This is a genomic window from Streptomyces sp. ME02-8801-2C (assembly GCF_033793965.1).
In the GTDB taxonomy this organism is placed as follows: Bacteria; Actinomycetota; Actinomycetes; order Streptomycetales; family Streptomycetaceae; genus Streptomyces.
On record NZ_JARAXP010000005.1, the window covers coordinates 235836 to 254829 of the forward strand.

The following is an 18994-nucleotide window of genomic DNA, read 5'->3' on the forward strand; positions in this document are numbered from 1 at the left end:
GAACGACGGATCGCCACCATGACTTCAGACATCTCCGCCCCGCCCACCGGAACCCGGCCCGCCCCCACGGGCGCGACCCCGCCCCACCCGCTGCGCCGTCTCCTCGGCGGGCTCGGCACCGTCCTGCTCTGCCTGGGGACCCTGCTGTTCGTCCTGCCGTTCCTCTTCACGGTCGTCACCTCGCTGCGCACGGCGGCGGACGTGGCCCGATCCCCCCTGGGCATCCCGCACTCGCTGACCCTGAAGAACTTCACCGACGCGTTCAGCCAGATCCACTACGGGCGGAGCACCCTCAACACCCTGCTCATCACCGGGCTCTCCTGTCTTGCCATCACCGTGATCGGCTCACTCGCCAGCTATCCGCTGGCCCGGATCACCCAGCACTGGTCCACCGCGCTGTACCGGCTGTTCATCCTGGGCACGTCGATCCCGGTGTTCGTCGTGGTGGCGCCCCTGTACCTGCTGATGCGCGACCTCAACCTGCTGGACAGCTACGCGGGCGTGGTCTTCATCTACACGGCCCTGTACCTCCCGGTCGCCGTGTTCTTCTACACCAGCTTCATCCGCTCCATCCCGGTGGACCTGGAGGAGGCGGCCTCGCTCGACGGCTGCGGCGCCTTCCGGACGTTCTTCACGATCATCCTGCCGCTGCTGCGGCCGGTCACCAGCACGATGCTGACCTTCGTCGCCCTGCAGGTCTGGAACGACCTGGTGGTGCCCCTGGTGTTCCTCCAGGACCCGGACAAGCGGACCGTCATGGTCAACGCGTACTCGTTCATCGACCCGCACACCGTGCAGCCGACGACCCTCTTCCCGGCCGCCCTGCTGGGTGTCCTGCCGCTGCTGCTGATCTTCGTCTTCCTCCAGCGCCAGGTGGTCGCCGGCATGTCCGCCGGAGCGGTCAAGTCCTGATCCGCCGGTCGGCGGCCCCAAGTCACCCCTCACCAGTACCCAGGTCACCCGACCGACCCCACCGTCCAGGGGCACCCGCGCCCCGACGTCCCGGAAGGACCATCCCGATGTACGTGGTCTCATACTTCACCGACGCCGACGAGGCACTGCACCTCGCCTACAGCCACGACGGCGAGGAATTCGCAGCGGTGAACGACGGGCGGCCCGTTCTACGGGGCACGGTCGGCACCGGCAGACTGCGCGACCCGTTCATCGGGGTGGGCCCCGACGGTCTGTTCCATCTGCTGGCCACCGACGGCTGGACGAGCCCCTGCATCGTGCACGCCACCTCCACCGACCTGCTGACCTGGTCGCCCCAGGAACTCGTCCCCGTCATGGCCGGTGTCGAGGGAGCCCACAACGCCTGGGCCCCCGAGTTCTTCCTGGACCGCGCGACCGGGCTGTACCACCTCATCTGGTCGTCCGTCGTGGAGGCCGGAAGCACGGCCGAGGGCCGCGACTACGAGCACATCGGCCAGGACCACCGCATCTGGCACTGCAGCACCGAGGACTTCCGCACGTTCTCCGCCCCGAGTCTCTTCTTCGACCCCGGCCACTCGGTCATCGACGCGACCGTGCGCGAGGCGGACGGCGGCGGATTCCTCATGGCCTTCAAGGACGAACGCGGCACCAACGACCTCGCCACCACCCACAAGGACATCCACCTGATCGCCTTCGACGCCCCCGGAGGCCCCTACGACTCCTCTGTGGGGCCGGTGACTCCCTCACTGGTGGAAGGCCCGTCGATCTTCCGCCGCGACGACGAGCTGGTCATGATCTACGACCACTTCCTCGAAGGAAAGTACGGGGCCGCCCGCAGTAAGGACGGCGCGGTCTGGGAACCCGTCGACCTGGCACTGCCGCCGGGCATGCGGCACGCCTCCGTACTCGAAACGCCCCTCCCGGCCTCGCTCCGGGCGTCACTCCCGACCCGCTGAGGCGCCCCGCCACAGATTCCGGGCGGATCCGCCTCGGCCCGCCCGGTGCAGGAAGCCCCGCGTCGCATCCCGCGGCCCGGGGACTCATACACCCAGCAAGGAGCGTCGCAATGAAGCGTCGCAGATCGGACCGCCCCGGTCTCAGGGCATCCCGCGTCCTCACCCTGCTCGCCACGCTGGCGGGCGCCCTCCTCATCCCGGCTCCCGCCGCCCTGGCGGCCGGCAGCACCTACTACGTCGACTGCTCGGCCGCGACCAACGGCAACGGCACCCAGGCCAGCCCCTGGAACTCCGTGACCGGCGTCAACAACACCACCTTCGGCGCCGGCGACAACATCCTCTTCGCCACCGGCACCACGTGTTCCGGCCAGCTCACCCCGCAGGGCTCGGGCGCCTCCGGCAGCCCCATCACGATGGGCTCCTACGGCACCGGCGCCAAGCCGGTCATCAACGCGGGCGGCGCCACCGGACCCGTCATCCACCTGCTCAACCAGCAGTACTGGGAGATCGGCGGCCTGGAACTCACCAACCCGGCCGCGTCACCCGCGTACCGCTCGGGCGTCCTCGCCGAGAACAGCTCCGGCGGCGTCCTGCACCACATCCGGGTGCACGACATGAACATCCACCACATCAGCGGCTGGTCGGGCGGCTGGTACGCCACGAACGCGGGCGTCGGCGTCCAGACCAACCACACCACACCCGTCTCCACCTGGGACGACGTGGTGGTCGAGGACAACACCTTCGACCACGTCGACCGGATCGCCGTCGCCGTCACCCCGGACGGGGACGGCCAGGGCACCGCCCAGACCACGAACACGGTCATCCGCGACAACACGATCACCTACAGCGGCGCCGACGACATCCTCGTCGTCAAGAACGACGGGGCGCTCATCGAGGGCAACAAGGCCGGCTACGGCGGCGCCAAGGAGGACTGCCCGTCCGGCCAGTACTGCAACCGCGCCTCGGCCGGCATCTGGATGTCCGGCAGCAACGACACCGTGGTCCAGAACAACGAGGTCTACTGCCACGTCGACGGCGCCGACGGCACCGGCTACGACGTCGACTGGGGCAACCACAACACCACGTTCCAGTACAACTACAGCCACCAGAACCTCGGTGGCTTCATGCTGATCATGCCGCCCTTCTCGATCGCCAACGAGCCCACCTCGACCGTCCCCAGCGACGGCACGGTGATCCGCTACAACATCAGCGAGAACGACGGCACCAACGCGGGCTGCCCCGCCGCGGGCACCCCGACCCACGGCACGGGCGTCTTCCACCTCGTCGGCAACATCCCCAACAAGAGCGGCAGCGCGGTCGCCGTTCCGCAGATCTACAACAACAGCATCTACGTCAACAAGAGCGGCCTGAACACCCCGATCCTGTACTCGCGCAAGGGCGGCAGCGTCACCGGGACCCTGTCGTTCCGCAACAACGCGGTGTTCAACTACGGCACCGGCGGCTACTTCACCACCAGCGCCGGATCCGTCTACTCCAACAACCTCTTCTACGGCACCCACCCGTCCTCCGAGCCCGCCGACTCGGCCAAGGTCGTGACCGACCCCGAGTTCCGCAACCCGGGCAACACCAACACCTCCTCCTCGTACACCGGCATCGCCGCCTACCAGGTCCACCCCTCCTCCCCCGTGATCCGGGCCGGGGCGGTCATCAGCGGCAACGGCGGCAAGGACGCCTTCGGCAACACCATCTCCGCGACGGCCGCGCCCAACATCGGCGCCGACAACGGCACCGGCGGCAACCTCGTCGCCAACGCCGGTTTCGAGAGCGGCGCGATGAGCCCCTGGACCAACAGCGGCGCCGCCCCGTCCGTCACCTCCACGGGCGCCCGCACCGGCGGCTACGCGCTGACCACCCAGGCCAGCGGCAGCGGCGCCAACCAGAACCTGACCGGCCTCAGCCCCAACACCACCTACCTGCTGACCGGTTGGGCCAAGGTCGCGAACGCCGGGGAGACCCTCGCGATCGGCGTCAAGAACTACGGCGGCACGGAGACCTTCACCAACGTCGCCACGACGTCGTACTCCCAGGCCGCGGTGCTGTTCACCACGGGCGGCTCCAACACCTCGGCCCTGGTCTACTGCTGGAAGAACACCGGCGGCACCGGCACCGGCAACTGCGACGACCTCGCGGTGGAACGGATCTCCACCCCGTCCAACGTCCTGACCAACGCGGGCTTCGAGACCGGCTCCCTGAGCCCGTGGACCCGCAGCGGCAGCGGCGCCCAGTCGAACGTGGTCGCCTCCAACGCCCGCACCGGCACCTACTCCCTGCAGACCGGCGCCGCCACCAGCGGTGTCGAGCAGGCCGCCTCGGGTCTCACCGCCGGCAGCACCTACCTGCTGACCGGCTGGGCCAAGGTCGCGACCGGTGGTGAGCAGGTCGCCGTGGGAGTGAAGGGCTTCGGCGGCACCGAGACCTACCTGCGCACCTCGAGCACCGCCTACGCCCAGCAGCCCGTCTTCTTCACCACCGGGAGCACCAACACCTCGGCGGCGGTCTACTGCTACAAGGACGCGGGTTCCGCGGCCGGTTACTGCGACGACTACTCCCTGATCAAGCTCTCCTGACGGCGTCCGCCCCACGAGAGGAAAGGTTTCTTCATAGCGCCGCCCCGCCGCCCTTCAGGGCGACGGGGCGGCTGAGCGGACCGACCGGTACGGCGTCAGCTCGAGGCCGACGCCCCCGGCCGCGTTCCCGGGACGCTCGCGTAGCCGAGCTGTTCGTCGTACTCGCCGTGCGAGGCGTAGACCTGCACCCGGTAGTACGAGGTCGCGCCGGCCGGTGCGTCCGTGTCCAGGTAGGACACCGCGTTGCCGGGCACGGTGGAGGTCAGTTCGTCCCACACCTGGGTGGTGGTGTTCCAGCGCTGGATCGCCACCGAGGTCGGTTCCGCGCACGGTGACCACTCGCAGGTCCACACCCAGCTCAGCAGCACACCGTCCGCCGAGCCGTTCGCGGTCAGGGTCATGTTGGCGCCGTAGCCGTCGCCCACCCACGGGAGCACCGCCGTCTCGGAACGCACACCCTCGGCGTTCACGGCGATCACCGCGTAGTTGGCGTTGGAGGAGGGGTAGAGGCCGTTGGTGTCGGTCACCGTGGTGGCCGTCACGGGCTGGTCCTGGACCCGGGGGCCCGGGTAGGCGGGGTCGGTCCAGTACCGGTGGACGATGTACCCGGTGGCGCCGGGAACCGGCTGCCAGGACAGGATCACGGCGGCGCCGTCCTGCCGTCCGGTCAGTCCGGTGGGCCGGGCGGGACGGGTGACGTCGGCGGCGTACGGGCGGACCGCGCAGTCGCTCTCGGAGAAGCTTGAGCGGTTGCCCGCCGCGTCCACGGCGACGGTCCGGTAGCAGGTGGGCGTGCCGGCCGGGGCGGTCGGGTCGGTCCACTGCGGGGTTGTCCCGGGGACGGCACCGCTCTTGATGAACACGGCGTCGGTCTCGGTACGGCGCCACACCTCGTAGTTCGCCGCGGTGGGGTCGTTGGAGTTCCAGGTCAGCCGGATGCCGTCGGTGGCGGCCGCCGAGGCCGGTCGTTCCGGTTGCTGCGGGGCGGGGGCGGGGTACTCCGGGACGTCGATCCAGAGCGGATCGCTGTAGTTGCCCTCGAAGCCGCGCACCGAGAGGCAGTAACGGGCCTTGCGGAACGGCTCGGGGTCCAGGTAGTACGAGTTGGCCGTCTCGAAGGTGTAGGCGTTCTTGTCGCAGGAGCTGCCGTACGTCGTGCGGAGCAGGTAGTAGCGGTAGACCTCGGACGGCGGGGAGTCGTTCCAGTCGAGCATGAGGCCGCCGTCGTCGCGGGTGGCCGTCAGCCCGGTGGGCGTGGGCGGCTTGGGCGCCGGCGGGGCGAGTCGCGCGAGCCGCACCACGGTGCCGGAGGAGCGGTTGCCGAGCTGGTCGACCGCGACGACCCGGTAGTACGGGGTGGCGTCGGCGGCGATGGGCCCGTCGGTGAGCGTGCAGCGCACCTGCTCGTCGCCGCCGGGTACGTCGGCGCACTGCGGCGTGCGGGCGCTCCCGGTGTCGGTGAACGGGCCGTCGGGGCTGGTGCCGCGCGTGATCTGGTAACCCGCGAAGTCCTGCTCGTAGCCGGGCCAGCCGTGGGTGGTCCAGGCCAGGGTGGCGGTGGTGCCGCCGACCGGTGCGGTGACCTCGGGGGCGGCGGGCGCGGCGGGCGGGGTGGTGTCCGGCGGCAGCGGACGGCTCACGCTCACCGGGTCGGTCCACTCCGAGTAGGTGAGCGGGGTGTCGGCGTCGACGGCCTTGCCCACGGTGCGCACCCGGTAGTGGCGGGTACCGCCGGCGGGAAGGTCGGTGTCGGTGAACTGGGAGGCGGTGAGGGGGGTCTCGGGGTCGACGAGCAGGTCCCAGGGGCCGGAGGCCGAGGAGGCCGACTGCACCTGGTAGCCGGCGCCCAGTCCGTGCACGGGGCTGCCCACCGCGTTGTCGGCCCAGTCCAGCGCCGCGTTGTCCCCGCTCAGCGTGCCCCTGAGCCCGGTGGGTCGCTGCGGCGGGTACAGCCCCGTGTCGGGGCGCAGCGCGGAGGCGATGTTCCTGGCGTACTCACCGGACTCGGTGGTGGCCGGGGCGGACTCGTTGCCCGCCGTGTCGACGGCCGTCACCCTGTAGTACGCGGTGACGCCGATCGGCGCGCCCTTGTCGGAGTACCCGTTGTCCTGGACCACCCGGGCGTCGGCGCTGCGGATCCTGGTCCAGGGGCCGCCGGGGGCGGTGGCGCGGTAGACGTGGTAGCCGGCGAAGGCGTCCCGGTTGCTGAAGTCGTCGTCCCAACTCGGGCCCCAGCTGAGGAAGTTCTCGCCGAGGTCGTCGCCGGAGTCGGGTACGCCGTTGCCGTTGAGGTCGATGTCGCCGTACCCGTCGGCGCCCAGGATGTCCGGGGCGCGCGGCGGGGTCTTGTCCGCCGGGACGGCCGAGACGGCGGCCGAGGCGCGGGACTGGTTGCCGGTGCGGTCGACGGCGGTGACGGCGAACCAGTACTTGGTGCCGTTGCGCAGTCCGGTCGAGGTGAACGAGGTGCCGGTCAGCAGGGCGGAGCCGCTGATCCGGTGCGCGGTGTCGATCGCCACGGGGGTGCTGGTGGAGCGGTAGACGCGGTAACCGGCCAGGTCCGCCTCGGCGTTGCGGGCCCAGCTGACGGTGGCCCGGGTATCACCGGACACCGCCTTCGCGGAGCCGGGGGCCAGCGGGGCGGTCCGGTCCGGAGTGGTCGGGGCCAGGCTGACGGCGATGTTGGCGGCGCCCGTGACGGCCGCGTAGTCGACCCGCACGGTGTGCTTCCCCGCGGGCACGGTCACCTTGACGCTCGCGCGCTGGGTGGTGGTGTAGTCACGCCACAGGTCGACATGACGCTTGCCGTCGATCCAGACCCGGACACCGTCCTGGGCCGCGGTCTTCAGCAGGAACGGCCCGCCTCCGCCGAAGTTCCGGCTCATCGTCCAGCGGGCGCCGAAGCGGTCGTTGGGCAGGGAGATACCGGCGGGGTGACCGCTGCCCCAGTTCTCGCCGATCGCCTTGTCGCACAATGTCCTGCGGGGTGTGCCGGTGAGCGTGGTGTTGGGGTAGTAGTCGGCCTTCCACACCCCGTCGGCGCAGCTCACGGCCGCGACGGGAGCGGCGGTGTCCGGCCGGACCTGGGGCGGGCTCTGCACCGTACCGGCGAGGAGCGCGGCCGCCGCGGTGGCGGTGACCGGCCACAGCAGCCGGTGCGACGTCCGGGCTTCGGACTGCGGGGGAACGGGTCTGCCCATGCGGGGCGTCATCCTTCCTCAGGCCCGGGCAGCACCTACCTACGGCATGACGGATCGGATGGTTCCCCCGGGTGATCACTGTGTCTGCCCCGCGATGATGTCATGCGAACAGACATTCGTAACCGAAATCGTGCGGAACCCGTACACCCACTTTCACACCAGTTCGAGTCGCCCTTCCGGCCGCCGTTCCGGGGCGGACTCCGGGTCCCATTTTCTGGTGGTCCGTATGTAGCCGTCTATCACCGAGACCATCGCCAGGATGACCAGGGGCCCGAACACCCACGGATGCTCGGCCATCTCCATCGGCAGAAAGCGGTACGCCAGCAGCATCGCCACGAAGACCGTCGCCCCGTGCGCGACGAGCTGTATCCCCGAGCGGTCCCAGCCGCGTGCGAACGAGCGCACGGCCGCCTCGACCGTCAGCGCGAACACCACACCGGCGACGAGGTCCGCGCCGTAGTGGTAGCCGAAGCCGAGCGTCGCGGAAAGCGTGGCCACCAGCCAGAACGTGCCCGCGAACCGCATGAACCTCGGGCCCTTCCGGGAGTGCAGGAAGATCGCGGTCGCCCACGCCGTGTGCAGGCTGGGCATGCAGTTGCGGGGGGTGATGTCGTCGTACGTCATCGGCTGCGGGGTGGCGATCGGCAGGTGCGTGTCCGGCCACAGGTAGGCCACCGCCCAGTGTCCGCCGCCGGTGCCGAAGGCGCCGTTGCCGTAGGCGAAGACCGGTCCGACCACCGGGAAGACCATGTAGACGGCCGGCCCGAGGAGGCCGATCGCCAGGAAGGTGCGCACCACGTGATGGCTCGGGAACCGGCGCTCGGCCGCGACGTTGCGCAGCTGGTACAGCGCGACGATGACGGCGGCCACCGCGAGCTGGATGTAGACCCAGTCGAGCACGTGGGAGCCGACCGGGCCGACGGCCCTGAGGACCCGGCCCATCAGCCAGGACGGATCACCCAGCGCGTGATCGGCGACCGCCACGTACTGGTCGAGCACCACCGGGCGGGTCTTCGCCGTGATCAGCAGCCAGGTGTCGCCCGCCTTGCGGCCGGCCACCAGCAGCAGGCCGAGCCCGACGCCCTTCAGCAGCAGGAGCCGTTCATCGCCCGCCCGGCGCGTCACGGCGACGACCGCCCAGCCCAGCATCACCCACAGCGCGCCGTTGCCGAAGAAGTGACTGCCGCCCACCAGGGCCCCGGCCGCCCACCGCACCAGCAGGAAGACGACGTCGATGCCGATCGCGACCCCGAGGGAGATGAACCGTTGCCGCCAGGTGAGCACGACCATCATCAACGCCATGCTGGCGTAGAGCAGTGGCCCCGACTTGGGGGCGAACACGACTTCCTGCAGCTGGTTGGTGATCGGTCCCGGCAGACCGTAGTGACGAGCGGAGAACTCCAGCGCGATCAGGAATCCGACGAGCACCACACCGGCGAGGAGCCATGGGTTTGTTCGCGAGAGTATTCGTGGCGGCATTTACGGCTTCCAGGTAGATTTGCCGGATTTACATGGAGCAGTTGGTCTCCCGGCACAGGAAGATGGACGAATCGCCGTACGGGTTCCGGGTATTCACCGTCCCCACGACCGGCGTACTACAGAAAGCTCCCCCGTCGTCACTCCGTGAAGTCGTGGACTCGTCGAGTCGTCGTGAACTCATGGAGTCGTGGAGTTTACGCTGCCGCGCCTGATCGGCCCCGATCGCTGTCGACCGTTACGTCTGCTGCCGACGGGTACTCGTGGTGCGCTGCCGGTTCCCGTCCGCGCAGTGGACCGTCTGACCGTCCGTCCCCTACGCCGGAGCGATCGTGCGAGCACTCGTCGTCAACTGCACCCTCAAGAAATCCCCGGAGTCCTCCAACACCGAGGCGCTGGCCGCCGTGGTCGCGGAGCGGCTCTCCGCACTCGACGTGGAGGTGGACTTCGTACGCGCCGTCGATCTCCATCTCGCCCCCGGTGTCGTCACCGACGCGGGCGACGGGGACCAGTGGCCCCAGGTCCACGCGAAGCTCCTGGAGTCGGAGATCCTGATCGTCGCCTCGCCCACCTGGCTGGGCAGGCCGTCCTCGGTGGCGCAGCGCGTGCTGGAGCGGATGGACGCGATGCTGTCCGAGACGGACGAGGAGGAGCGCCCCGTCGCCTACAACCGCGTGGCCGGGGTCGTGGTCACCGGCAACGAGGACGGCGCGCACCACGTCATCAGCGAGATCTCCGGGGCGCTCGCGGACATCGGCTACACGATTCCCGGCCAGGCGTGGACGTACTGGCACCTGGGCCCGGGACCGGGGCCCGACTACCTGGAGGAGCAGCGGGGCCGCGAGTGGGCGCACAGCACAGGTCGCGCCATGGCCGACAACCTGCACGGCGTCGCCCGGGCGCTGGACGCGCGCCCGCTGCGGGCGCCGGGCTCGGACTGAGACGCCGAGAGGCTGAGAGGCTCCCATGACAGTCGAAGTCGAATCCCTCACCGCCGCCCCCGGCCGGCTCCGCTGCTGGGTCCCCCGGGGCGTGTACGCGCCGCAGACCGACACCCGGCTGCTGCGGCGGGCGATCCGCCGCGAGGGCATCACGGCCCGGACGGACGTACTGGACCTGGGCACCGGAAGCGGGCTCCTCGCGGTCGAGGCGGCCCGGCTCGGCGGCCGGGTCACCGCCGTCGACATCTCCTGGCGGGCGCTCGCCACCACCCGGCTGAACGCCCTGCTCAACGGGCAGTCCCTGCGGGTACGCCACGGCGACCTGGCGTCCGCCGTACCCGGGCGCCGCTTCGACCTGGTGATCACCAACCCGCCGTACGTGCCCGCCCCGGACCCCGAGCCGCCCCAGGGTCTCGCCCGGGCCTGGGACGCAGGGAAGGACGGCCGGCAGCTGATCGACCGCATCTGCGACACCGCGCCGACGGTCCTGCGCCCCGACGGGGCCCTGCTGATCGTCCACTCGCACCTGTGCGGCGTCGATGCGACGCTGGCCCGACTGGAGAAGGCCGGCCTGCGCGCGGAGGTCGTGGACCGGGCCCGGCTGCCGTACGGCCGTGTGCTGCGTTCGCGGCTCGCCTGGCTGCGGGAGCAGGTGCTGACGGCCGACGACGACGGTACGACAGAGGAGCTGGTGGTGATCCGTGCCGAACACGCCCACACCTGAACGTCCCCGCCGTGTCCGCGTCCAGCGCGACGGCCCCCTGCTGATCGAGGGGCCGGTGGAGGTGGTCGGCGAGGACGGCGAGGTGACCGTCTCCGACCGCTTCACCGTGGCGGTCTGCACCTGCCGGCGCAGCCGTGAGTTCCCCTGGTGCGACACCAGCCACCGCGCCCGCCGCCGCACACCGCCCGCGTCGGACGCCGGGCGAGGCACGAAGGGAGATGCCGCATGACCGCCTCCCCGGCCCTGACCTCCCGGCAGCAGTCCCGGCTGCGGCCCCCGCCGCTGCCCGAGGCACGCGGCCCGCTCTCCGCCGCGGTGACGGACCTCCTGCGGGGGTCGGCCGCCGGAAGCGCGCTGGCCGCCGTGCCGCCCCTCGACGCCTGTTCCCCGTACGGCGACGACCTGCAACTCGCCCTCTACGTCCTCTACGAGCTGCACTACCAGGGCTTCCAGGACGTGCCGGACAGCCTCGAATGGGACAGCGGCCTGCTGGCCCACCGCGCCGCGCTGGAGAACCGCTTCATGGGCGCACTGCGCCGGGACGTACCGATCGACCCCGCCGAGACAGCCGAACAGGCGCTCGACGAACTCCAACTCGAGCCGGTCGGCGACGACGGCACCGGCGTCTCGTACTTCCTCCGTGACGAAGGCGGCATCGAACACCTGCGCGCCTACGCGGCCGCGCGCTCGCTCTACCACCTCAAGGAAGCGGACCCGCACGCCTGGGTCCTCCCCCGACTGCACGGTCGCGCCAAGGCGGCCATGGTCGCGGTGGAGTTCGACGAGTTCGGCGGGGGCCGCGCCGAGGAGATCCACGCGCAGTTGTTCGCCGACCTGATGGCGGACCTGGGGCTGGACACCACGTACGGCCACTATGTCGACGCCGCCCCGGCCGAGGCCCTGGCCACCGTCAACCTGATGTCCCTGTTCGGCCTGCACCGGGCGCTGCGCGCGGCGCTCGTCGGCCACTTCGCGGCCGTCGAGGTGACATCGTCCCCGGGCTCACGCCGTCTGGCCGAGGCGATGCGCCGGGTGGACGCGGGCCCGGCGGCGGTCCGCTTCTACACGGAACACGTGACGGCGGACGCGGTCCACGAACAGGTAGTACGCCACGACGTGGTCGGCGGCCTCCTGGAGGCCGAACCCCACCTGGACGCCGACGTGGTGTTCGGCATCCACGCGACCACGTATCTCGAGGACCGCCTGTCGGCGGCCCTGCTGTCCGCCTGGCACGAGGGCAGGACGGGGTTGCGCGACACCGGCACGAACGCCGGCGACAGGCAGGTGTTCGACGCCGACCGCCCCTCGACCTGACACCCGCCCAACGCCCTGCGGCAAAAGGTCCCCAGGCGGAGGCGCGGTCACCTCGCCCGCCGAGCGAGCGCACCCTCGAGCCCCCCGTCAGCTGGACACCGTACGGGTCGTCGCGGAAGGCGCGTGACATGTCCGCCCCGGATCGGCCGGGCGGGGGAAGGCCGGGGCGCGGTAGCCGTTCGTACAGGGATCGCTGCGGTCTACTGCCGTGGGAGGTGGGTGGATGACCCGGAGTGCGTACGCGGCCACGGTGACGGTTTCCGTCCTGCTCGCCGTCGGCACCCTCGGCGGGTGCGGCACGGTGGCGGAGCGGCGGGACGACGTACGCGACACGGCCGCCATGTTCGAAAAGGCGCTCACCGACGAGGCGTACGACCGTGTGTGCGCCGTTCTCGCGCCCCCGACCGTGGACGAGCTCGAACAGTCGTCCGGCAGTCCGTGCCCGAAGGCGGTGAGCGAGGAGTCGCTGAAGCCGGGCGGGGGCGTGCGCCGGACGGATGTCTACGGCAACCAGGCGCGGGCTGTGCTCTCCACCGACACCCTGTTCCTGTCCCACTTCACCTCCGGCTGGAAGGTCGTGGCCGCGGGCTGCGAACCGCGGCCGGAGGAGCCGTACCAGTGCCGGATCAAGGGTGGGTGAGCTGTGAGAGGTGTGAGTGGTGTGCGAGTCATGTTCATCGTCGTCGTCGGCGTCATCGCGGTCGGTCTCGCCTATTCGGCGACCCTGGGGCTGATGCACCGATGAGCGCCGCCGAGCGCGCGCGGGGCTCGCGGGGTCCGCGGGGCTTTGTGCGGGACAACGCGCTGGGGCTGTTCTTCATGGTCGCGTTCGCGCTGTCGCTGGCGGGTCAGGCGATCGCCGGGCACGCCGACTTCAACAACCAGCTCGCCGCCGACCAGCTCCAGCAGATCTCACTGGGCGAGTACGTGACGACGTCGGACTTCGCGGTCGACGTGTCGGAGAACTGGCAGTCGGAATACCTGCAGTTCTTCCTCTACATCGGGGTGACCGTCTGGCTGCTGCAGCGCGGTTCCCCGGAGTCCAAGGAGATGCACAAGGCCGGCACCGAGTCCGACAGGGACCAGCTGGTCGGCGCGCACGCCAAGAAGGACTCACCCAAGTGGGCCAAGGCGGGCGGCTGGCGGCGCGCCGTCTACTCGCACTCCCTGCTGCTCGTCATGGGGACGGTCTTCCTGCTGTCCTGGCTGGTCCAGTCGATCACGGGTACCGCCGCCTACAACGAACAGCGGCTACGGCAGCTCCAGGCCCCGCTGAGCTGGGCCGACTACCTGGGCGCCGCGGACTTCTGGAACCGCACGCTGCAGAACTGGCAGTCCGAACTGCTGGCCGTCGCCTCGATGGCGGTCCTCTCGATCTACCTGCGCCAACGAGGCTCCCCCGAGTCCAAGCCGGTGGGCGCCGCGCACGGCGCCACCGGCGTGGAGGGGTGAGAGACCCGAGCTACGGGGTCAGGCGGCGGTCAGGTCAGAGGAGCGGGCCGGAGGTGCCGGGCGCTCCGGGCCCCGGGTGACCGGGGGTTCCGGGCATCGTGCCGGGGCTGCCGGGCATGCCACCGGGGCTGCCGCTGGTGCCACCCGTGCCGCCCATGCCGCCGCCCGTGCCGGTCGCACCCTGCTCGCCGGGCTGGATGCGGCCACGCCAGGCGCCCGTCTCGCCGCCGTGCTCCTCGATGAAGTCCTTGAAGCGGTGCAGGTCTCCCTTGACCCGGCGGTCGATCATGCCGAGCGCGTCCGCGCCCTTCTCGGCCATGCCGGAGGGCTCGACCTCCATCGTCAGCTCCACGCGCGTGTGCGTGTCGTCGAGACGCTCGAACCGCACGGAACCGCGCTGCTCGGTGTCCCCGCCGACGGACCGCCAGGTGATCCGGTCGTCCGCCAGCTGGTCGACGATCTCGGTGTCGAACTCGCGCTTCACCCCACCGATCTTGGTCGTCCAGTGGTTGTGCCGCTCGTCCAGCTGCCGGACCTCCTCGACGCCCTCCATGAACTTCGGGAACTCCTCGAACTGAGTCCACTGGTTGTAGGCGGTGTGGAGAGGAACCTGCACCTCCACTGCTTCCTTCACCGTGCTCATGCTTTCCTCCTCGTTTGAGGCATTGGACATCGTTCGCGGTATTTGCACTCTTTCCGCACGACCTCGGGTACCCAGACCGACGCGTTGAAGACCTCCACGAAGACCCCGATGTGATCCCGACGTGATCCCGATGCCGGCGCGTATCGGACGGCCCCGGGGGCACTCGGCCGCCATGAACCCCGAAACCGGAATCCAGGGCTCCTACTGGCTGGAGAGCGCGCCGGGCGCCGCCCCCGCTCCCCCGCCCGCCGGTGACCTCACCGTCGACGTCGCCGTGATCGGCGGAGGCATCGCCGGGCTCAGTACCGCCTGGGAGCTGGTCCGGCAGGGCCGCGAGGTGGCGGTGCTCGAGGCAGACCGGGTCGCCGCGGGCGTCACCGGCCGTACGACGGCCAAGCTGACCGCCCAGCACACCCTGATCTACGACCGTCTGCGCCGCACCCGCGGCCCCGAGGGCGCACACCTGTACGCCCGCTCGCAGTCCGAGGCGATCCGGCACGCCGCCGGGATCGTCGACGAACTCGGCATCGACTGCGACTGGGAGGAGGCGGCGGCCTACACCTACGCCGAGAACCCGGAACGGGTCGGGGAACTGCGCGCGGAGGCGGAAGCGGCACGTGAGGCGGGCCTGCCCGCCGAGTTCGTGACCGAGGCGGAGGCCGACCTGCCCTTCGCGTTCGCGGGCGCGGTCCGGGTGGGCGGCCAGGCCCAGTTCCACCCCCGCAAGTACCTGCTGGCGCTCACCGACGACCTGCGCCGACGCGGCGGCACGGTCTACGAGGGGACACGCGTCGTCGGTCTCACCGAGGGCGAACCCTGTGTGCTGCGCACCGACGCCGGGGTCTCGGTCCGCGCGAACGAGGTCGTCATCGCCACGCACTACCCGGTCTTCGACCGGGCCCTCCTCTTCACCCGCCTCAGCCCGCGCCGCGAACTCGTCGTCGCCGCGACGATCGACGAGGACCGTGCCCCGCGCGACATGTACATCACGCCGGAACAGAACACACGCTCGATGCGCAGCGCCCCGTACGGCGACGGCAGACGCCTGCTGATCGTCACCGGGGAACACTTCACCCCGGGCACCGCCGACGTCGAGGAGAGGTTCGCCCGGCTGTCCGCCTGGGCCGAGGACCGCTTCCCCGGCCTCACCTTCACCCATCGCTGGGCCACCCAGGACAACGACTCCACCGACTCCGTACCGCTGGTCGGCCCGTTCCACCACGGCAGCCGGCACACCTACGTGGCCACCGGGTTCGGCGGCTGGGGCCTGAGCGGCGGCATCATGGCCGGCCGTCTGCTCAGCGACCAGATCAACGGCCTGTCGACCGACTGGAGCGGCCTGTACGACCCGCGCCGGCTGGCGCCCGTCGTACGCGAGGGCATGTCGTTCCTGAAGAACCAGGCCAAGGTGGCCCGGCACTTCGTCGGCGACCGGCTGCCGACCATGACGGCCCCCGCGGTGGGCGACATCCCGCCGGGCCACGGCGCGGTGCTGCGCCTCGGCGGGCACCAGTGCGCCGTGCACCGCGACGAGAGCGGCTCACTCCAGGCCGTCTCGGCCCGCTGCACCCACCTCGGCTGCATCGTCGCCTTCAACAACGCGGAACAGGCCTGGGAATGCCCCTGCCACGGCTCCCGCTTCGCCCCGGACGGCCGGATCCTCCAGGGGCCGGCCGTACGCCCCCTGGAGAAGCGCGACATTCCGCAGACGCCCGGCGCGGGCGCCGACCCGCACGGCTGACGCCCCGACCTGCGGAGGAAGCCCCACTGCCTCCTATACTCCCGGCGTGTTCGACGAATTGAACGAATCAAAGTTCTTCCACGTCTCGTCCGTGCTCAACCGGCGGTCGATCGAACGGCATGGCCTGGACTGGACCCGGATGGGCGCCGCCCGGGGAATCGCCGGCAGCCGCGGCCCCGAGGTGGAGGGGATCTTCGTCTGCACCGAGGAGACAGCGGGTTTCTTCCTTCAGATCAACAACACCGGCGGGCCGGCCGACCTCTGGGCCGTGGACGGCGTCGACGAGGAACTGCTCCTCGACAACGGCCACGGATACTTCTACCTGCCCGCCCGCATACCGGCCGCACAGGTCCGCCTGGTGCGACCGGACATCCCTCCGCAGGGCGGTTTCTGACTCAGTAGTCGGGACTCAGCGGCCCGGACTCACGAGTCCAGGACGTTGTTGAGCGCGGCCGCGTAGTTGAAGTAGCCCGCCAGGTTGGGGTGGAAGACCGAGGTCAGGTCGGTCAGGTCGACGCCGTTGATCCACGGGTCGGAGCCGCACGCCTCGTGGCCCTTGAAGGTCGCCCGCATGTCGACGAAGGTGACGGGCTCCTTGACCGACGCGGCCCTGGTGCCCTCGGCCAGCGCGTCGGCCAGCTCGTTCATGGAGGTGCGCTTGGCGGAGCTGAGGTCGATGGCACCGCAGGAGCCGGTCGCGGCGACGGTCTGCGGATAGCCGAGGACCACGATCTCGGCCTGGGGCGCCCGGGTCTTGATGTCCTTGTACAGACCCGCGAGCTCGGTCACCAGCTGGTTCTGGGCGTAGTACGACATCCACTGCGTGGCCGTGCCGCAGTAGCTGTCGCTCTGGGTGAGACACGCCTCGACCACCGACGCGAACTGGGCGTCGTTGCCGCCCACGGTGAGGGTGACCAGGTCGGTGCCGCTGCTCAGCGCGGACAACTGGTTGGCGCGGACGTCCGCGATGGTCGCGCCGCTGCAGGAGACGTCCTTCAGCTGGTAGTCCGCGTGCGCGGCCGCCGACAGGGCCGGGTAGTTGAGCCGGCTGCGCTTGCAGTCGCCGCTCGATGTGTCGTAGTAGCCGGCGCCGACCCCGGAGGAGTACGAGTCGCCGAGGGCGACGTATTCCTTTTCTCCCGCCGCCTGGGCGGTGGCGCCCAGTCCCGCTTCCATACCGACGAATGCCATCAGGGCTGCCACAGCAGCCGACGTGAATCTGCGCATGGTGTGTTTTCGGGTTCCTTCTGGATCGTCGAGCCCGAATCGGCTCGTGGTGCGTAATGCGTGGGGAGAAGGATCGTACGGCCGGTCACCAGTCGGGCAATTCGGGTCCGGTCGACTCCAAGTGGGCGATATGGAGCCGGAGTTGGCGGACGGGTGTCCCAGGTCTGCCCTCGTTCCTGCACCGCGGGTCAGAGGCCCGCGGGCGAGCGGCATGTCACTTCGGGTGAATCGGTGAAGGGGTGCGGGCTGCGCGTTTGTCATGGTGCGCAAAATTCCTGCCGCGGAACGTTCTTCTCACCCGGTTCCCTTGTGAGGGCGCAGCTGCCCGGACTTAATAAAAGAGACCGCTTCGGACAGGAATTGACCAATAAAACGGGAGGCAACAATGCTGAAGGCGATGAAATCCGGGACCCGGAAGAGAATCGCGACCGCGGTCGCCGTCGTGTCCGCGGCCACCGCGCTCATCGTGACCTCGCCCGGCTCCGGCACCGCCGCCGTCACCGCGACCCCCACGCTGCAGGCGTTCGGGATCACCGCTGACGGCACGACCATGGCCAGCTTCACCACCGACAAGCCGAACACCCTCAACTGGGTCAAGGACGTCACCGGACTCAGCGGCGACACCAAGCTGGTCGGGATCGACCACCGGGTGCAGAACGGCCTCATGTACGGGCTCGGCGAGAAGGGCGGCATCTACACGATCACCACCCCGCCGACCACCCCCGACGTGGTCGTCACCAAGGTCTCCCAGCTCAAGGTCGCGCTCTACGGCACGTCCTTCGACATCGACTTCAACCCGGCGGCCGACCGGCTGCGGGTGATCAGCAACAACGGCCAGAACCTGCGGCACAACCTGAACGACGGCACCACGGTCGCCGACAGCAACCTGAACATCCCGCCGGCGACCACGGCCGCCGTCGGCGTGACCGGCGCCGCGTACACGAACAACGACCTGGTCGGCTCGACCGGCACCACGCTCACCAACGTGGACACCTACAACGACCAGATCACCATCCAGTCGCCTCCGAACGCCGGCAACCTCGTCGCGACCGGCCTGCTCGGCTTCGACGCGAACCTCGAGGCCGGCTACGACATCTTCAGCGCCACCACCAACGGCAAGACGACCTCCAACCTCGCCTTCGCCACCCTCACGCCGTACGGCGGCAAGGCGTCCTTCTACAGCATCGACATCCTCACCGGCTCGCCCACGCTCATCGGCACGTTCCCGAACCTGGTCCCCATCACGGACTTCACCATCACCATCAGCGGCAGCTGACACCCCGCCGCACGCGCCCGGCACCACCTCCTCGCCGCGGTCCGGCTGTTCTCGGACCGCGGCGAGTACGGCGTTCGGGCCAGTCCGGGACCGCCCGCCCCCTCACGCCCCCAGTGCCCCCCGTACCGTCTGCGCCAGTTCGCCCACCGCGACGGCCAGTGGGGTCACCGGCTGGACGAACTCCGTCAGGCGGGTCAGGGCGCGGCGCAGGACCGTTGGTTGGGGTTCCTCCTCGTCGAGTTCCTCTCGCAGGCGCCGTAGTTCACGGGTCGTCGCCTCCGGGTCGGACAGCGAGTCGCGGTGTTCGGAGAGCAACCGCTCGACCAGGGCGAGGAGTTCGGCCGTACGGGCTGCTGTCTGTTCGGGGTCCTGGGGCTGGAAGGCGACCGTGCCGGAGAACGCCTGGGCCCGGTCACCGATCGCCTGGTTGCCCACGTACTGGGTGCCGCCGTTGATCACCAGGCCGTTGTTGACCGGCGGATGGGGACGGTCGACCTCGCTGCTGCCGCTCATCGCGGAACGC

Annotated in this window: 16 protein-coding genes and 1 pseudogene; 12 read left to right on the plus strand and 5 right to left on the minus strand. The window is 70.3% G+C overall.

Annotated elements, in window-relative coordinates:
- Positions 1–18 precede the first annotated feature (18 nt).
- The 3 genes from PV396_RS18325 to PV396_RS18335 all read left to right on the plus strand — a co-directional run bounded on the left by PV396_RS18325 (position 19) and on the right by PV396_RS18335 (position 4477).
- Positions 19–912 carry a carbohydrate ABC transporter permease gene (locus tag PV396_RS18325; RefSeq protein WP_319205835.1) on the plus strand — a complete coding sequence of 298 codons (894 nt, stop codon included), beginning with the start codon at positions 19–21 and terminating at the stop codon, positions 910–912.
- 107 nt (positions 913–1019) lie between these two features.
- Positions 1020–1889, plus strand: coding sequence for a glycoside hydrolase family 43 protein (locus PV396_RS18330; protein ID WP_319205836.1), 870 nt, complete (start codon positions 1020–1022; stop codon positions 1887–1889).
- A 110-nt stretch (positions 1890–1999) separates the two neighbouring features.
- Positions 2000–4477 (plus strand): carbohydrate binding domain-containing protein, encoded by a 2478-nt coding sequence (locus PV396_RS18335; RefSeq protein WP_319205837.1) that lies wholly within the window; start codon positions 2000–2002, stop codon positions 4475–4477.
- Positions 4478–4572: 95 nt separating this feature from the next.
- Here PV396_RS18335 and PV396_RS18340 read toward each other — a convergent pair whose 3' ends face one another.
- Positions 4573–7677, minus strand: a complete 3105-nt coding sequence (locus PV396_RS18340) for a fibronectin type III domain-containing protein (protein ID WP_319205838.1) — start codon at positions 7675–7677, stop codon at positions 4573–4575.
- Between the two features lie 153 nt (positions 7678–7830).
- Positions 7831–9156 (minus strand): phosphatase PAP2 family protein, encoded by a 1326-nt coding sequence (locus PV396_RS18345; RefSeq protein WP_319205839.1) that lies wholly within the window; start codon positions 9154–9156, stop codon positions 7831–7833.
- A gap of 329 nt (positions 9157–9485) precedes the next feature.
- Here PV396_RS18345 and PV396_RS18350 point away from each other — a divergent pair, with 329 nt between their 5' ends.
- The 6 genes from PV396_RS18350 to PV396_RS18375 all read left to right on the plus strand — a co-directional run bounded on the left by PV396_RS18350 (position 9486) and on the right by PV396_RS18375 (position 13584).
- Positions 9486–10094, plus strand: a complete 609-nt coding sequence (locus PV396_RS18350) for a flavodoxin family protein (protein ID WP_319205840.1) — start codon at positions 9486–9488, stop codon at positions 10092–10094.
- A 25-nt stretch (positions 10095–10119) separates the two neighbouring features.
- Positions 10120–10818, plus strand: a complete 699-nt coding sequence (locus PV396_RS18355; RefSeq protein WP_319205841.1) for a HemK2/MTQ2 family protein methyltransferase — start codon at positions 10120–10122, stop codon at positions 10816–10818.
- The gene (locus PV396_RS18360; protein WP_319205842.1) at positions 10796–11047 is read left to right on the plus strand and encodes a CDGSH iron-sulfur domain-containing protein; all 252 of its coding nucleotides are present in this window, start codon (positions 10796–10798) and stop codon (positions 11045–11047) included. Before PV396_RS18355 ends, PV396_RS18360 begins: the two co-directional genes overlap by 23 nt.
- Positions 11044–12132, plus strand: coding sequence for an iron-containing redox enzyme family protein (locus PV396_RS18365; RefSeq protein ID WP_319205843.1), 1089 nt, complete (start codon positions 11044–11046; stop codon positions 12130–12132). Before PV396_RS18360 ends, PV396_RS18365 begins: the two co-directional genes overlap by 4 nt.
- 223 nt (positions 12133–12355) lie before the next feature.
- Positions 12356–12772, plus strand: a complete 417-nt coding sequence (locus tag PV396_RS18370; RefSeq protein ID WP_319205844.1) for a hypothetical protein — start codon at positions 12356–12358, stop codon at positions 12770–12772.
- A gap of 101 nt (positions 12773–12873) precedes the next feature.
- Positions 12874–13584 (plus strand): DUF6766 family protein, encoded by a 711-nt coding sequence (locus tag PV396_RS18375; RefSeq protein ID WP_319205845.1) that lies wholly within the window; start codon positions 12874–12876, stop codon positions 13582–13584.
- A gap of 184 nt (positions 13585–13768) precedes the next feature.
- Here PV396_RS18375 and PV396_RS18380 read toward each other — a convergent pair.
- Positions 13769–14227: pseudogene (locus PV396_RS18380) on the minus strand (SRPBCC family protein); the annotation flags it as partial.
- Positions 14228–14399: 172 nt separating this feature from the next.
- Here PV396_RS18380 and PV396_RS18385 point away from each other — a divergent pair.
- Together PV396_RS18385 and PV396_RS18390 are read left to right on the plus strand one after the other, a co-directional pair.
- A complete protein-coding gene (locus PV396_RS18385; protein WP_319205846.1) occupies positions 14400–15968 on the plus strand; it encodes an FAD-dependent oxidoreductase in 1569 nt (522 codons plus the stop codon).
- 46 nt (positions 15969–16014) lie between these two features.
- The gene (locus tag PV396_RS18390) at positions 16015–16362 is read left to right on the plus strand and encodes a hypothetical protein (RefSeq protein WP_319205847.1); all 348 of its coding nucleotides are present in this window, start codon (positions 16015–16017) and stop codon (positions 16360–16362) included.
- Positions 16363–16391: 29 nt separating this feature from the next.
- Here the strand turns inward: PV396_RS18390 and PV396_RS18395 are convergent, their stop codons facing one another.
- Positions 16392–17195: an SGNH/GDSL hydrolase family protein gene (locus PV396_RS18395; RefSeq protein ID WP_319205848.1), complete on the minus strand. Its 804-nt coding sequence runs from the start codon at positions 17193–17195 to the stop codon at positions 16392–16394.
- A gap of 397 nt (positions 17196–17592) precedes the next feature.
- Between PV396_RS18395 and PV396_RS18400 the strand changes: the two genes are divergently transcribed.
- On the plus strand, positions 17593–18471 hold the full coding sequence (locus tag PV396_RS18400) for a DUF4394 domain-containing protein (RefSeq protein WP_319205849.1): 879 nt from the start codon (positions 17593–17595) through the stop codon (positions 18469–18471).
- 102 nt (positions 18472–18573) lie between these two features.
- On the opposite strand, the gene PV396_RS18405 is transcribed toward PV396_RS18400, so the two are convergent.
- A complete protein-coding gene (locus PV396_RS18405; protein ID WP_319205850.1) occupies positions 18574–18984 on the minus strand; it encodes a DUF5955 family protein in 411 nt (136 codons plus the stop codon).
- Positions 18985–18994: the final 10 nt, after the last annotated feature.

Excerpts from the sequence above, each read along its gene's own strand:
- PV396_RS18395 (WP_319205848.1), bottom strand. The coding sequence starts at position 17,195 with ATGCGCAGATTCACGTCGGCTGCTGTGGCAGCCCTGATGGCATTCGTC.
- PV396_RS18365 (WP_319205843.1), top strand. The coding sequence starts at position 11,044 with ATGACCGCCTCCCCGGCCCTGACCTCCCGGCAGCAGTCCCGGCTGCGG.
- PV396_RS18355 (WP_319205841.1), top strand. The coding sequence starts at position 10,120 with ATGACAGTCGAAGTCGAATCCCTCACCGCCGCCCCCGGCCGGCTCCGC.
- PV396_RS18400 (WP_319205849.1), top strand. The coding sequence starts at position 17,593 with ATGAAATCCGGGACCCGGAAGAGAATCGCGACCGCGGTCGCCGTCGTG.
- PV396_RS18385 (WP_319205846.1), top strand. The coding sequence starts at position 14,400 with ATGAACCCCGAAACCGGAATCCAGGGCTCCTACTGGCTGGAGAGCGCG.
- PV396_RS18345 (WP_319205839.1), bottom strand. The coding sequence starts at position 9,156 with ATGCCGCCACGAATACTCTCGCGAACAAACCCATGGCTCCTCGCCGGT.
- PV396_RS18375 (WP_319205845.1), top strand. The coding sequence starts at position 12,874 with ATGAGCGCCGCCGAGCGCGCGCGGGGCTCGCGGGGTCCGCGGGGCTTT.
- PV396_RS18325 (WP_319205835.1), top strand. The coding sequence starts at position 19 with ATGACTTCAGACATCTCCGCCCCGCCCACCGGAACCCGGCCCGCCCCC.
- PV396_RS18335 (WP_319205837.1), top strand. The coding sequence starts at position 2,000 with ATGAAGCGTCGCAGATCGGACCGCCCCGGTCTCAGGGCATCCCGCGTC.
- PV396_RS18370 (WP_319205844.1), top strand. The coding sequence starts at position 12,356 with ATGACCCGGAGTGCGTACGCGGCCACGGTGACGGTTTCCGTCCTGCTC.
- PV396_RS18405 (WP_319205850.1), bottom strand. The coding sequence starts at position 18,984 with ATGAGCGGCAGCAGCGAGGTCGACCGTCCCCATCCGCCGGTCAACAAC.
- PV396_RS18330 (WP_319205836.1), top strand. The coding sequence starts at position 1,020 with ATGTACGTGGTCTCATACTTCACCGACGCCGACGAGGCACTGCACCTC.
- PV396_RS18340 (WP_319205838.1), bottom strand. The coding sequence starts at position 7,677 with ATGGGCAGACCCGTTCCCCCGCAGTCCGAAGCCCGGACGTCGCACCGG.